This is a genomic window from Bacillus cereus (assembly GCF_002577405.1).
GTDB classification, from domain to species: domain Bacteria; phylum Bacillota; class Bacilli; order Bacillales; family Bacillaceae_G; genus Bacillus_A; species Bacillus_A cereus_AU.
In genome coordinates, this window is record NZ_NULR01000006.1 from 134,871 (window position 1) to 149,176 (window position 14,306).

The following is a 14,306-nucleotide window of genomic DNA, read 5'->3' on the forward strand; positions in this document are numbered from 1 at the left end:
TGTATTTGTATTTTATCACAATTCAGATTTTTTTCAATCCTAGTTTTCCGATATATTTAATTATTTTTCTTTTTTTTTTAAAGGAGTTGCCTTTACTAGACAACTCCTTCTTTCTCATTCACACCAGCTCTTTAATACGTATGCGATCGTTCCCGATAATATTTTCATATGTTTCACGCTCTACAACAATTTGTGATGTCCCACCTTTTGCAAAGACGACAGCTGGTCTCCGAATACGATTATAATTATTCGCCATTGAATACCCATATGCCCCCGTGCAAGAAATTGCTAGTAAATCAGAAGAAGCGACTTTCGGTAGATGAATATCCCAAATCAGCATATCTCCACTCTCACAGCATTTCCCAGCAATCGAAACGAGTTCCTCATTCGCATCATTCCCTCGATTCGCTAACATCGCTTCATAACGAGCGTTATATAAGGCAGGTCTTAAATTATCTGTCATTCCACCATCTACTGAAACATATTTCCTTATGCCAGGAATATCTTTCACCGATCCGACTGTATAAAGTGTCGTTCCCGCATCACCTACGATACTACGACCTGGTTCAACCCATATTTCTGGCAATGGATAGTTACATACTGTAAATTGTTCTCTTATCGTACTTGTTACAGCGTGCACATACGTTTCAAGTGTTAACGGTGTATCTGATTCCGTATAACGTATACCGAAACCTCCGCCCACATTTAATACTTTCATCACATAATGTGTTCGTTCTCTCACTTCTTCTAAAAATTGGCGGAGTACTTCAATTGCTCGAACAAATCCAGCCGTTTCAAATATTTGTGATCCGATGTGCGAGTGAATTCCTAGCACATTATAATTTGATTTTTGCAAGGCAAGCTCAATTGCTTGCATCGCTTGACCATTTGAAACACCAAATCCAAATTTCGAATCCTCTTGACCTGTTGTTATATATTCGTGTGTATGTGCCTCTACTCCTGGCGTTACACGGATTAGTATGTTTACAAATTTTCCATGTTGCACTGCTAAATCATGTAAAATTTCTAATTCTAAGAAATTATCTACTACAAAACAACCAATATTCGCCTGAAGAGCCATAATCATTTCTTCTTCTGTTTTATTATTTCCGTGAAAATGAATGCGCGGTGCCGGAAATCCTGCTTGGAGCGCAGTATATAACTCTCCTCCAGAAACAACATCTAAAGACATATTCTCTTCACGAGCTACTCGGCACATTTCCATGCACAAGAACGCCTTGCTAGCATATGCTACTTGATAAGAGAAACCACTTTCTTTAAAAGCGCGATGAAACGCACGACATTTCCCACGAATAGACTCTTCATCGTATACATAAAGTGGTGTTCCGTATTGTTTTGCTAACTGCGTCGTATCGCACCCTCCAATTTCTAAGTGTCCTTGCCCATTGATTCGGCTTGTGCCGTGTAAATACATTTGAATTCCTCCCTTATTTCCTCTAAAACTCATAACCCCAATCTTCTATTCATTGCAGCACGCTTTTAGATAGACAAAAAACGCGCGGAACAATGTTCACACGCGTTTCTTATTAGGAAAAATATATATTGAAAAAATAAACGAGTTGTTATCTTCTCAAAATAAGAAACCGCATCAACATCTCCAAATAGCTCTCCATAAAATAAATCTTATGACAGTACTACATTTATTCAATGTAGTCCCAATATATGAATAAGGTGGTCATTCTTATATTTCGGCAATAGTCCCTTTCAACCTATGATCACAGATTCCACTAAATCTCCCATAGCTTACTTTTTCCTATCGCGGCCTCTACCTTTGAGAGTAGATGAGGTAAGTCTATTTAATTTTCAAACATCTAATTGTTGCTATTAACAATACCAAAGGACCATTTTATTTGTCAAACAATTTTTTACATTGGTTTTTTACAGTTCAGTTTCGTATCATTTGGTAAGCGCTTTATAGATATTTTTGTAATAGTCCATTCTCCTTCTTCATTGTTAAATGTCATACTTATCTTCTCAAACGGAGGAAGTACTTTACCACCTATTCCTGATTCATATTTCGTTATTTCAATTACTGCTTGAAATAAATATGTACCGCTATAAAGTTTTTTTAAACTAATAATTTTAGGACAATCAAACGGTTTTAATTTTCCATATTGTTTCTCAATCGCTTCATTTATTTTTGGAAATAACACAGAATAAAGAGCATCTTCCATGAGCGGTGCATCATATTGTGCTACTGATACACTCGGTGAAACAAAAAGCACAAAACTAATGCATACTATAAGATATAATAATTTTCGCATCATAACCTCCGTACCATTACGCGATACTTTCTATGTTTAACGAATGATAATAATCGCACATAGAAATTCCATTTTATTGTCTCCCACTTCGCTTTTTCTACTCAATTGTTGCAAAAAAAGCCCACAACCCGCTTTTATTTTCGTATAATGATACTCATAGTATAATAATCATAATAATAAAGGACTGTTCGTATATATAAAGTGAGGCCCTATTCAAAGGGGTTTACAAGAACTGTCATGCTTTTAAGAGAGGAGTATATTATGCTACAACATCTGTTTCCAAAATTACGATTTGCACTCGTTGCAGTCGTTTTATTATGGATTAAAACATATATTGTGTACAAGCTAGCATTCGATATTAGAATTGATAACTTCTTTGAAGAATTTATGCTTTTTATTAACCCACTAGCTTCGTTACTTTTATTTTTCGGTTTAGCCTTACTTGCATCTAAGCACCGAAACCGGATTATTATCGGAATTAGTTTCGTTCTGTCATTTATTTTATTTGGAAATGCAATGTTTTACGGGTTTTATGATGATTTCGTTACGTTCCCCGTTTTATTCCAAACAAATAACATGGCTGATTTAGGAACGAGCATTAAAGAACTCTTTACGTATAAAACATTACTTTTATTTGCGGATGCAATTATTTTAATATTTATATCACGTAAATTCCCGGCATTTTGTGACAAAACACCACTTTCACGATCTGAAAAGCGCACTTTCTTTAGTGGTGTAACAGCTCTATTAGCACTGCAAATCGTTGTTTCAGTTATTTATAAGCCACAAATGTTCTCACGCTCATTTGACCGTCAAACTGTCGTGAAAAATTTAGGTTTATACACATATCACCTATTTGATATTACACTTCAATCTAAATCGTCAGCTGAACGTGTATTTGCAAGTGGGGACGAATTCTCTGAAATTAAAAACTATACTGACGCAAAAAATAAGCAAGTTGATAAAAACTTATTTGGAGCTGCAAAAGGAAAAAATGTAATTTTAATTTCAATGGAATCTACACAAAATTTTGTTATTAATAAAAAAATAAATGGAAAAGAAATCACTCCATTTTTAAACGAATTTATTAAAGATAGTTTTTATTTCGATAACTTCTATCATCAAACTGGACAAGGTAAAACTTCTGATGCTGAATTTATCGTGGAAAACTCACTTTACCCGTTAGATCGTGGTTCTGTGTTCTTTACTCATGCAACAAATGAATATACAGCCACACCAGAACAATTAAAGAAATACGGATATTCTTCTGCTGTCTTCCATTCAAACGATAAAGCGTTTTGGAATCGTGATGTAATGTACCCTGCGCTTGGATATGATCGTTACTTTAATTTAAATGACTACGTAGGCACAGAACAAATGTCTGTCGGTTGGGGATTAAAAGATAAAGAGTTCTTTGAACAATCTATTCCAAAACTAAAATCTTTACCAGAGCCGTTCTATACAAAATTTATTACTTTAACAAACCATTTTCCGTTTCTTCTAAATCCAGAAGATCAATATGTTGATGAGTTTAATTCGGAAAGTGATGTTTTAAACCGCTACTTCCCAACAGTTCGTTACACGGATGAAGCTCTTAAATCATTTATTAATCAATTAAAGGCAGAAGGACTGTACGACAATTCCGTTATTGTCATTTATGGTGATCATTACGGTATTTCCGAAAACCATAACGCAGCTATGGCTCAGTTCCTTGGGAAAGACGCTATTACACCGTTTGATGCTATGCAATTACAACGCGTCCCTCTCATTATTCATGTGCCTGGTCAAGAAGGAAAAGTCATTTCTAAAGTATCCGGTCAAATCGATATTAAACCGACGCTGCTTCATTTACTTGGTATTAAAACGAATCAATCAGTTGAATTTGGAACTGACTTATTTATAAAAGAAAAAGATCCACTTATGGTAATGCGCGATGGTAGTTTTGTTTCGGAAGATTATGTTTATACAAAAAATATGTGCTATAAAAGAAGTACGGGCGAAGAAACTAATTTAACACTTTGTCAGCCATATATTGAAAAAGCAAAAACAGAATTAAAATTCTCTGACAAACTAATTTATGGAGATTTATTACGATTCGATCCTAACAATCGATATAAAACTGGAACGATGACAACGAAATTTGAATAGTGTAGGAAGCAACTTTAGAAAAGTTGCTTCCTTTTTTTACTTATCTTTCAAATTGTTCCTCTATGAAATCTTTCACAAATTGGGAATTTCTTTCGTATGAAGAATAAATTTATGGTATGATAAAATGAGTAAACTTTCATACACTAATTAAGAATTCATTAAAGAAAGCAAGGGATCAGATTTTGTATAGAGCAGCTATTCCAAACTTATTTACGCTCGGAAATTTATATAGCGGATTTTTATCAATCGGCTATGCATCTTTAGGATATTATAAATCAGCTGCTATTTTAGTACTTATCGGGATGATGTTAGATAGTCTTGATGGGCGTGTTGCTCGTTTATTACGCGTTGATTCACAAATGGGAAAAGAGCTTGATTCACTTGCAGATGTTGTAACATTTGGCGCAGCACCTGCTGTTTTAATGTATTACACATCTTTCTCCAACTACGGAATCATCGGACTATACATAGCGGGATTATTCCCCCTTTTCGGAGCATATCGTTTAGCACGATTTAATGTAACACCATCTTCTACTTCAATGAAGTATTTCACTGGAGTTCCGATTACTGCAGCAGGAGGGCTTGTCGCTTTCCTAACATTATTTTCAGATACCATTCCAAAAATCGTTCTTATTACAGTATTTGTAACGTTCGCATTTTTAATGGTGAGCCGCATTCGTATCCCAAGTTTAAAAGATGTACCAATTCCACGATATAGCATCATTATTACACTATTTTTAGTTGGAAGCATTATCACAATGTACCAAACAGGTTTTGGTAATTTTTCTGTTTTCTTATTCATTGCCATTCCACTATATATTTTGTATATGCTATCTCAATTTCTTAGACAAAGACCATCTAAAAAAGAAAATAAAGAAAAATAAAAAGAAACCTTCCGAAATTGGAAGGTTTCTTTTTATTTTGTAACTAATACTTTTTGATTTACAGGTGTTACTGGTTCTTCACCATTTAATACAGCTAAAATATTTCTTACAGCCATTTCAGCCATCGCATCACGAGTTTCAAATGTTGCATTTCCTACATGAGGAGCGAGCACAACATTATTTAATCCCTTTAGCTCCTCTGTAATTTTCGGTTCAAATTCAAACACATCAAGAGCTGCGCCCTCAATTTCATTCGTTTTTAATGCATGAGCAAGTGCCGCTTCATTCATAATTGGTCCACGGGAAGCATTTACAATATATGCTGTTTTCTTCATCATTTTAAACTGTTCTTCATCGATCATATGATGTAACTTCGGATTATAAGCACAGTTAATTGTAATAAAATCTGCTGTTTGTAATAATTCTTCCAATGTCACATATGTTGCGCCCAGTTCACTTTCCGCTTCAGGCTTACGATTTGGTCCTGTATATAAAACATTCATTCCAAATGCTTTCGCACGCTTTGCAACTGCCTTCCCGATTTCTCCAAGACCAATAATTCCAATTGTCTTACCGTGCACTTCGCGCCCCAAGAAAAATAATGGTGCCCATCCGTTAAATCCAGTTGTACGACATAATGTATCCCCTTCAGGAATTCTACGTGCCGCTGCTAAAAGAAGTGCAAATGTTAATTCTGCTGTCGCTTCAGTTGATACTTTCGGTGTATTCGATACTGCAATCCCTTTTTCTCCTGCATACGTGAAATCAATATTGTCGTAACCAGCACCGTAGTTTGCAACAATCTTTAAATGAGGCGCTGCATCAATAACTTCTTTTGGCACCTTTGTCGAAAGTAAACTTAACAATGCATCTTTATCTTTTACACGCTCTGTTAATTCATCTAAAGAAATTAACTCCTTTTTATCGTACATTTCTACATCATGATCCTTTAATAGTTCTAATCCGATTTCTGGAATTTTCCCTGCAACTAATATTTTCGCCACTACTAACACCTCTTCTATGCAAAATAAGTTATCTCTTATATTTCATTGTAAGAAATCTACATATAAAAACCAAGGAATTTGATTATAGTTTTGAAAATCGTCATTTTTTCACATAAGAAAAGAGGAGATTCATCTCTCCTCTCTTCTTACGCTTTCTCTTGCGATTCTTTTCCAAGCTTCGCATCAATTGTTCCTTCTGCAACTGTATCGCTAATTTGTTCCTCGATAACTGAGTTAGCTGTATTATTCGTTTCAGAAGTATAAGCTTGATCTGTCACTTGATCTGTCGCTTGATCTGTTGCTTGTACGTTTTGTTTATTTTGTTGTTTCACCATTTTTCACCCTCCTTTTCATTCTTTCTTATTTTGAACAAAAAGGGTGGTTTTCATCAAAAAATCGTGTTTTATTTTGAAATTGTTACTTCTTCTTCAAGTTGTCTCATTACTCTTACTCGTTTCGAAAATGTTGCGATTTGAGTAATACCGTGAGCCTGTAATGTGTGCACATTTTCTTTTACGTATTTCCCTAGATCATTCGGATAATGAGCATCCGAAGAAATCGTAATTGGAACTCCATATTTAGCTAACACTTGTAAATATAGTGGACTTGGACACATTTCACGAACAGGATAGCGATAGTACAATCCTGCATTTACTTCTGTTGCGGTATTCGTTTCTACTAATGCACGTGCAATTTCTTTATAATAAGAAAGCTGTTCATTCTCATCCAATCGATAATTAAATACTTTTATGTTATCAAGATGAGCTATAATATCAAATAACTCGGAGCGAACTGCACTCTCAACTGTTTTGAAAAAAGTATCATATAGCGCATGTAAGTCATGCTCCTCAAAATATTCTTTCGTATCTGGATTATCAAATCCCCAACCGTTTAGAAAATGAACAGAACCAATTACATAATCAAAGTTTCCTAATGCTAATAATTCTTTTAACTCGTTTTCACCACCAATGAAATAATCCGCTTCAATTCCCAGTTTTAGTGTTACCCCCCGTTTACTCCATCGTTCTTTCGCCTCTTCAATTGCCTTTGTAAAATCATATAGTGAAACTACTCTTACTTGGTCTAACCATTCCTTCTGTAAACGACCAAGCTTTGAATCACTAATATCTACATATTTTTCATAATATCCTTTCGCCTCATGAAAACGATAGAAATGATCAACAATGCCAACTTCTTTTATACCTTTTCGCAACGCTTCTTCTAAATATAAATCAATCCACTTTGCTGTAAACGGCCCTTCCTTCACACGTCTTTGCAAACGCTCTTGTGTTTTCATAAGCCAATCGATAGAATGCCTTTCTTCTTGAAGCGGCTCATAATATTCCAGAGCCTCATTTATTTTAGCGAGCCACCCTATTGAATAAGGTCCTTCTTCTAAATGAAGGTGATAATCCACTTTCATATGTATTCCCCCTTATAATGTATCTATTTCTTTTCGATCTCCTACTCTCGAAAGCTTTCCATTTCTTTCTTTCACTTCTCGCATGACATCTTCCAGTGCAATATTTTTTTCAGCTAATAGAACAAAACAGTGATACAACACATCGACCATTTCTTTTACTAGTTCTTCTTTATCGTTATTTTTAGAAGCAATGATTACTTCAGTACACTCCTCACCAATTTTCTTTAAAATTTTATCTTCTCCTTTTGAGAATAAATAATTTGTATAAGATTCAGGAAGTGGATTTTCTTTTCGTTCCTCAATTGTTTCGTACAATAACTTAAAGACATTTTCCATATGTATCCCCCTATATAATTTTGTAATGAAAACACGTTTTCTCTCCCGTATGACAAGCAGGTCCTACTTGCTTTACGACAACAACGATTGAATCTTGATCACAGTCTAAATACAAGGATTGAACATATTGGACGTTTCCGGATGTACCTCCTTTATTCCATAACGATTGTCTCGAACGGGAATAAAACCATGTTTTTTTCGTTTCTAGCGTCTTTTCATACGCTTCTTCATTCATATAAGCTAACATTAAAACTTCTTTCGTATCTTCCTCGATAACAACAGCTGGTATCAATCCTTTTGAAAAGTTAGGTTTCATAACCGCACCTCAACATTTGCTTCTCTTAATTTCCTTTTCACATCCTGTACAGTCGCTTCACCATAGTGAAAGATTGATGCTGCTAATGCTGCGTCAACTGTTGTCTTTTGAAATACTTCTATAATATGATCCGCATGACCACATCCCCCTGATGCGATGACTGGAACGGAAACGCTTTTTGAAATTGCCTCTGTTAAACGAAGATCGTATCCATTTTTCGTTCCATCTGCATCCATACTCGTTAACAAAATTTCTCCTGCTCCGAGCTTAACAACGCGCTTCGCCCATACAATTGCATCCATTCCCGTATCAACTCTTCCGCCGTTGACGTATACATTCCATTTATCTTCTGCTACTTTTCTAGCATCAATTGCCACAACAATACATTGCGATCCAAAGTGTTCCGCTCCTTCTTTGATTAGCTGTGGATTTCTCACTGCCGCTGAGTTTATTGAAACTTTATCAGCTCCAGCTCTTAGTAAATTGTACATATCTTTAACATTTGAAATCCCACCGCCAACTGTAAGAGGAATAAACACTTTTGAAGCCGTTTTTTCTACAACATCTATAATCGTCTTGCGGCCTTCATGTGTCGCAGTAATGTCTAAAAATACAATTTCATCCGCTCCCGCATCATTATATACAGCAGCTATCTCAACAGGATCACCAACGTCTCGTAGCCCTATAAAATTTACACCCTTTACTACCCGCCCTTCTTTTACATCTAGACATGGAATAATCCGTTTCGCTAACATAACTTTGTTACCTGTAACACTTCTTCTAAATCAATCGTTTTCTCGTAAAGTGCCTTTCCAATTATGACGCCATATATATTCATATCATTTAATTTTTTTACATCTTGAATAGATGCTACTCCTCCAGAGGCAATGAGACGAACACTCACGCTTTTTTGTAGTAACTCTAATTGTTCAAAATTTGGTCCTGTAAGTGTCCCGTCTTTCGAGATATCTGTAAATACAATCGTTTGAACACCTAAACTTTCCATTTGCTTCGCTAAATTAATGTAAGAAATTTCAGATACATCAAGCCAGCCTCTCGTTGCTACGAAACCATTTTTCGCGTCAATTCCAACAATGATTTTCTCTTTATATAGACGAACTGATTCTTCTAAAAATGACTTATCATAAAGGGCAGCTGTTCCTAAAATCACTTTTTCTACACCGACTAATAATAACTTCTCTACTGCTGCAAGTGACCGAACTCCCCCTCCAACTTGCACTGGAATACGTACCGCCCTGCAAATGTTTTCAATGACGGGCAAATTTAATGACTCCCCAGCAATTGCACCGTCTAAATCAACAATGTGTAGTATTTTCGCTCCTAGCTTTTCAAATATGATCGCTTGCGCAACCGGATCTTCATTCATCACCGTTTCTTTACTAAACTCTCCCTGATAAAGCCTCACGCATCGTCCTTCTTTTAAATCGATAGCTGGGAAGATCTCCATGCTTCTACCACTCCTTTAAAATTTTTAAATATTTGCATGCCAATTTCGCCACTTTTTTCAGGATGAAACTGTGCGCCGAATATATTTCCTTTTGCTACAAAACCAGGTACTCGCACTCCATAATCACTTGCCCCGCACAAAATTTCATTCGGACAATCTGCATAATAAGAGTGAACATAATATACGAAGGAACCGTCTTCTATCCCATTCCAAAGCGGAATTTCTCTTTCTTTCTTTAATTCATTCCACCCCATATGCGGGATTTTATAAGGAACTTTTAACTTTCGAACGACACCTGGCAATAAATTTAATCCGTTACAGTCTTTTAATTCCTCACTTTTTTCAAATAAAAGTTGCATGCCTAAGCAAATACCCAGAAGCGGTTTCCCTGAACCCCCAACTTCTTTTAACACACATGATAAATCTTTTTCTTCTAGAACGTCCATCGCTTTCGGAAATGCACCTACTCCTGGTAAAATCACTCCATCACTTCTTAATATCTCTTCTGTATCATCTGTTACGATGTACTCTGCTCCAACATATTTTAATGCTTGTTCTACACTACGAATATTTCCCATTCCATAATCTATAATGGCAATCAATTACAACATCCCCTTCGTTGAATTTACCCCAGTAATGTTGGCATTTTTTTCAACTGCCTCTCTAAGCGCTCGACCAAATGCTTTAAATAAAGCTTCAATTTTGTGATGTGTATTACTTCCGTATAAAATGCGAGCATGTAACGTAATATTTGCAGCATGAGCAACTGCTCTAAAAAACTCTTCCGTTAATTCTGTGTCAAAATCTCCGAGCTTCGGATTTGTTAATTCTCCTTGAAACACACAATATGAGCGACCACTTATATCAATTGCGACAAAACCTAAGGACTCATCCATCGGTACATATGCAGATCCGTACCTATTAATCCCCTCTTTATTTTGCAATGCTTCTTTCAAGCAATTTCCGAGTACAATTCCAACATCTTCAACTGTATGATGAGCGTCGACAAACACATCACCTTCAGCTTCAACTTGCAAACCAAACCTTCCATGCCGTGCAAATAAAGTTAGCATATGATCAAAGAAACCAACTCCCGTTTGAACAGAAACATTCGTACTCTTATCAAGATGCAAACTTAATTTAATTTTTGTTTCTGTCGTCTCACGTACTTGACTCGACTGCCTCATTATTCTTCCTCCTCAAATCTAATTTGGATCGCTCTCGCGTGCGCATGTAACCCCTCTTTATTTGCAAGTTCTACAATATGTTGCTGTACACTTTTTAACGCTTCTTTCGTATAAGAAACGAAGCTTGATTTTTTCACAAAATCATCGACTGACAACGGAGAGAAAAATCTTGCCGTTCCACTTGTCGGTAATACGTGATTCGGCCCTGCCAAATAATCACCGAGTGGTTCAGGTGCATATGGACCAAGAAAAATGGAACCTGCATGCTTTACATAAGCTAGAGCATTCATTGGCTCTTTTATGTGTAACTCTAAATGTTCTGGAGCAATTTCATTTGATAATTGAAATGCCTCTTCTAAAGAAGGAACAATACAAATTGATCCATTTCTTTTTATGGATTCACGAGCGATTTCACTGCGTGGTAATGTCCCTAACTGTTTTTCTATTTCTCTTTCTATTTCTTTAGCAAGCTGTACATTTGTTGTAATACAAATAGCAGTCGCTCTTTCATCATGCTCTGCCTGTGATAATAAATCAGCAGCAATATACTTGGCATTTCCTGTTTCATCTGCGATAACTACAATTTCTGACGGTCCAGCAATCATATCAATATTTACTATTCCGTATACTTCTCGTTTTGCTAGAGCGACATACAAGTTCCCAGGTCCAACTATTTTATCTACTTTAGGAATCGTTTCTGTTCCATATGCTAAAGCAGCAATTGCTTGCGCACCACCAACCATATAAATTTCATCTACCCCCGCAAGGTTTGCGGCAGCTAAAATATGCGGATCAATTCCTCCTTTTCTCGGCGGTGTTACCATTACAATTTTTTTCACTCCTGCGAGTTTTGCTGGCAATACATTCATTAATACTGATGAAGGATAAGAAGCCGTCCCGCCCGGCACATACACACCTACATTTTCTAACGGCCGAATGAGCTGTCCTCTAATTACCCCTTCACTCACGCAATCGAACATAGATTGCCTTTTTTGCTTTTCGTGATACGAGATAATATTTTTCTTCGCCTCTTGTAACGCTTCTAAAAAAGAATGCTCTACAAACATACTTGCTTGTTCTATTTCTTCCTCACTTACACGAAAATTTGTAATCTCCACACCATCAAACTTTTTTGTGTACAAAGATAAAGCCTCATCCTTACTCTCTCTTACATTTTGAACAATTTCTCTAACATTTCTTTGAACAGTTTCTTCTATTATATTAGCGCTTTCTCGTAGCAGTTTTATTTTGGATAACGCCTCTTTGAAATCTTCATAAACTATCTCCATTTTAAGCCTCCTACTTCCCTGACAAAATTTCTTGCTCCATCATATTTATAATACTGAATATTTCGTCTTTTTTAGTTTTTAAAGCTGCTTTATTTACAATCATCCTCGCTGATATAGAGCACATTTCCTCAAATACAATTAACCCATTCTCTTGTAATGTTTTTCCAGTTTCAACGATATCCACAATCGCATCTGCCAATCCTAGAAGTGGCGCAATCTCTACGGATCCTTCTATTTTTATAATTTCTACATCCTCTCCTTTATCATGAAAATAAGTAGAAGTGATATGTGGGTATTTCGTAGCAATTCGTTTCTTCCGGTAACTCTTCGGATTGTACGTAGGAATAGAAGCAACACAAAACTTACACACACCTACTCCTAAATCCACCATCTCATATATATCTTTCTCACATTCCATTAAAATATCTTTTCCAACGACCCCAATATCAGCTACGCCATGTTCTACATAAGTAGCAACATCTACCGCTTTCACTAAAATAAATGAAATATTTGTGTTTTTACTTTTAAACACAAGTTTTCTTCCTTTATCTTTAAGCTCCGAACAATCAATTCCAATTTTCTCAAACAGTGGAATCACATGCTTTTCTAATCTTCCTTTCGTTAACGCAATTTGAACGTTACGCATGAAGCCTCCCCTTCTTTCTGGATGATCCATTTCTCTTTCCATACATATTCCACTAGTGAATCACTCTTCGTCTCAACGACTGTCATTATTTTATTCTTTTTTGCGAATTGAAACGTATCGTTTAAATTAGAGAACAAAGATAGCTCTACTTTTTTCCCGTCCTTTTGAAGTAAATTTCGTAATCTTTCCGCTTCTGCTAATCTATTTAACTCATAATGAATCATAATATCTATTCTCTTTCGTTTATATGGTTCTTGTTGCTCTTGAAGTGCCTTAACAATTTGATTTACTTGCACCGCGAGTCCAACAGCTGGCATCATTTCCCCAAAATTTCCAATTAACTCATCGTATCTTCCGCCACTAATAATTTCTTCTCCAATTTCATATATATACCCTTTGAAAATAACTCCTGTATAATAATCCAAATGTTGAACCATACCTAAATCAATTGATATGTACGAGCCATATCCTAACCTTTCAATTGTTTCATATATTTCTTTCACTCTTGCAATAGCCATCTTCATTTCATTACTTGATGCGAGTTTTTCCGCTTCCTCAATAACATCTAAACTCCCAAATAACCTTGGCAATCTCTCAAGTAATCTTACTGTTTCATCACTTCGATCTAACTTTTTTTCTTCGATAAAATTTGAGAGACCGGCATAATTTTTACTCTCAATATATGCCCTAAGCACACTCTCTTCTTCATCATGAATGGAGAGTTTTTTTACAATACATTTATATAACTGTACTTGCCCAATCTCGATTGTAAAAGATTGTACCTTCAATTTTTGAAGTGCTTGCATTACACTTATGACACACTCAATTTCCGCTCTTACATTATCAATCCCGATAATTTCAATACCACTTTGTACCATTTCATTATATTTTCCAGAAAGAGACTCATTCGCCCGAAATACATTTCCGCTATACGTCACTTTAAGAGGAGTGTCCCATCTCTGCGTTCCAATTACTCTTGCTAAAGGAATTGTCATATCTGGGCGTAAGACGATTATCCGCCCTTTTTCATCGAAAAATTTATATATCTTCTCTTCATCTATCGGTCTGTTTTGAAATGCAAAAACATCGTAAAATTCAATTGTAGGTGTCCTTATTTCTTCATAACCCCTATCTAAAAAAGTCCGTCTTAATTTTTGTTCCACTTCTTCAATTAACGTACATTCTTCAAATAAGTAATCCCTCGTTCCATTCGGATTTGCACGCTTCCACTTTGTCATTTCATTTCACACACCCTTCCCTCTCTAATGTATGCCTATTTCATTCACCTAAACCGAAAATAAAAAGAGCCTTGTAGAAAAA

Annotated in this window: 16 protein-coding genes and 1 riboswitch; of the genes, 2 read left to right on the plus strand and 14 right to left on the minus strand. The window is 35.8% G+C overall.

Annotation, left to right across the window (positions count from 1 at the left end; genetic code table 11):
* Positions 1-118: 118 nt before the first annotated feature.
* Both lysA and COC96_RS09000 read right to left on the minus strand, forming a co-directional pair.
* Positions 119-1,435 carry a diaminopimelate decarboxylase gene (gene lysA, locus COC96_RS08995; RefSeq protein ID WP_097902383.1) on the minus strand — a complete coding sequence of 439 codons (1,317 nt, stop codon included), beginning with the start codon at positions 1,433-1,435 and terminating at the stop codon, positions 119-121.
* Positions 1,436-1,615: 180 nt separating this feature from the next.
* Positions 1,616-1,797, minus strand: a riboswitch (Lysine riboswitch).
* An 89-nt stretch (positions 1,798-1,886) separates the two neighbouring features.
* The gene (locus tag COC96_RS09000; protein WP_097902384.1) at positions 1,887-2,285 is read right to left on the minus strand and encodes a DUF3888 domain-containing protein; all 399 of its coding nucleotides are present in this window, start codon (positions 2,283-2,285) and stop codon (positions 1,887-1,889) included.
* 261 nt (positions 2,286-2,546) lie between these two features.
* Here COC96_RS09000 and COC96_RS09005 point away from each other — a divergent pair, with 261 nt between their 5' ends.
* Positions 2,547-4,433 carry an LTA synthase family protein gene (locus tag COC96_RS09005; RefSeq protein WP_098768662.1) on the plus strand — a complete coding sequence of 629 codons (1,887 nt, stop codon included), beginning with the start codon at positions 2,547-2,549 and terminating at the stop codon, positions 4,431-4,433.
* Positions 4,434-4,615: 182 nt separating this feature from the next.
* Positions 4,616-5,317 carry a CDP-diacylglycerol--serine O-phosphatidyltransferase gene (gene pssA / locus COC96_RS09010; RefSeq protein ID WP_098267167.1) on the plus strand — a complete coding sequence of 234 codons (702 nt, stop codon included), beginning with the start codon at positions 4,616-4,618 and terminating at the stop codon, positions 5,315-5,317.
* Positions 5,318-5,349: 32 nt separating this feature from the next.
* Here pssA and COC96_RS09015 read toward each other — a convergent pair whose 3' ends face one another.
* From COC96_RS09015 to COC96_RS09070, 12 genes are all read right to left on the minus strand, one after another.
* The gene (locus COC96_RS09015) at positions 5,350-6,321 is read right to left on the minus strand and encodes a 2-hydroxyacid dehydrogenase family protein (protein ID WP_098768663.1); all 972 of its coding nucleotides are present in this window, start codon (positions 6,319-6,321) and stop codon (positions 5,350-5,352) included.
* 146 nt (positions 6,322-6,467) lie between these two features.
* Positions 6,468-6,656: a DUF4025 domain-containing protein gene (locus COC96_RS09020; protein ID WP_098267165.1), complete on the minus strand. Its 189-nt coding sequence runs from the start codon at positions 6,654-6,656 to the stop codon at positions 6,468-6,470.
* A gap of 68 nt (positions 6,657-6,724) precedes the next feature.
* On the minus strand, positions 6,725-7,744 hold the full coding sequence (locus tag COC96_RS09025; RefSeq protein ID WP_098267164.1) for a histidinol phosphate phosphatase domain-containing protein: 1,020 nt from the start codon (positions 7,742-7,744) through the stop codon (positions 6,725-6,727).
* Positions 7,745-7,756: 12 nt separating this feature from the next.
* Entirely contained in the window at positions 7,757-8,080 is a 324-nt protein-coding gene (gene hisE / locus COC96_RS09030; protein ID WP_088231660.1) for a phosphoribosyl-ATP diphosphatase, read from the minus strand.
* A gap of 10 nt (positions 8,081-8,090) precedes the next feature.
* The gene (hisI, locus tag COC96_RS09035; RefSeq protein WP_098267163.1) at positions 8,091-8,396 is read right to left on the minus strand and encodes a phosphoribosyl-AMP cyclohydrolase; all 306 of its coding nucleotides are present in this window, start codon (positions 8,394-8,396) and stop codon (positions 8,091-8,093) included.
* Positions 8,393-9,151: an imidazoleglycerol phosphate synthase cyclase subunit gene (hisF, locus tag COC96_RS09040; RefSeq protein WP_098267162.1), complete on the minus strand. Its 759-nt coding sequence runs from the start codon at positions 9,149-9,151 to the stop codon at positions 8,393-8,395. Before hisF ends, hisI begins: the two co-directional genes overlap by 4 nt.
* Entirely contained in the window at positions 9,145-9,864 is a 720-nt protein-coding gene (gene hisA / locus COC96_RS09045; RefSeq protein WP_098267161.1) for a 1-(5-phosphoribosyl)-5-[(5-phosphoribosylamino)methylideneamino]imidazole-4-carboxamide isomerase, read from the minus strand. The genes hisF and hisA overlap by 7 nt, the downstream gene beginning before the upstream one ends.
* Positions 9,837-10,466, minus strand: coding sequence for an imidazole glycerol phosphate synthase subunit HisH (gene hisH, locus COC96_RS09050; RefSeq protein ID WP_098267160.1), 630 nt, complete (start codon positions 10,464-10,466; stop codon positions 9,837-9,839). The genes hisA and hisH overlap by 28 nt, the downstream gene beginning before the upstream one ends.
* Positions 10,467-11,051 carry an imidazoleglycerol-phosphate dehydratase HisB gene (hisB, locus tag COC96_RS09055; RefSeq protein ID WP_098267159.1) on the minus strand — a complete coding sequence of 195 codons (585 nt, stop codon included), beginning with the start codon at positions 11,049-11,051 and terminating at the stop codon, positions 10,467-10,469.
* Positions 11,051-12,340, minus strand: a complete 1,290-nt coding sequence (hisD, locus tag COC96_RS09060; protein WP_098267158.1) for a histidinol dehydrogenase — start codon at positions 12,338-12,340, stop codon at positions 11,051-11,053. Before hisD ends, hisB begins: the two co-directional genes overlap by 1 nt.
* A gap of 10 nt (positions 12,341-12,350) precedes the next feature.
* Complete coding sequence (hisG, locus tag COC96_RS09065; RefSeq protein ID WP_097902396.1) at positions 12,351-12,986, minus strand: ATP phosphoribosyltransferase; 636 nt, start codon at positions 12,984-12,986, stop codon at positions 12,351-12,353.
* The gene (locus COC96_RS09070; protein WP_098267157.1) at positions 12,962-14,224 is read right to left on the minus strand and encodes an ATP phosphoribosyltransferase regulatory subunit; all 1,263 of its coding nucleotides are present in this window, start codon (positions 14,222-14,224) and stop codon (positions 12,962-12,964) included. The genes hisG and COC96_RS09070 overlap by 25 nt, the downstream gene beginning before the upstream one ends.
* Positions 14,225-14,306 lie beyond the last annotated feature (82 nt).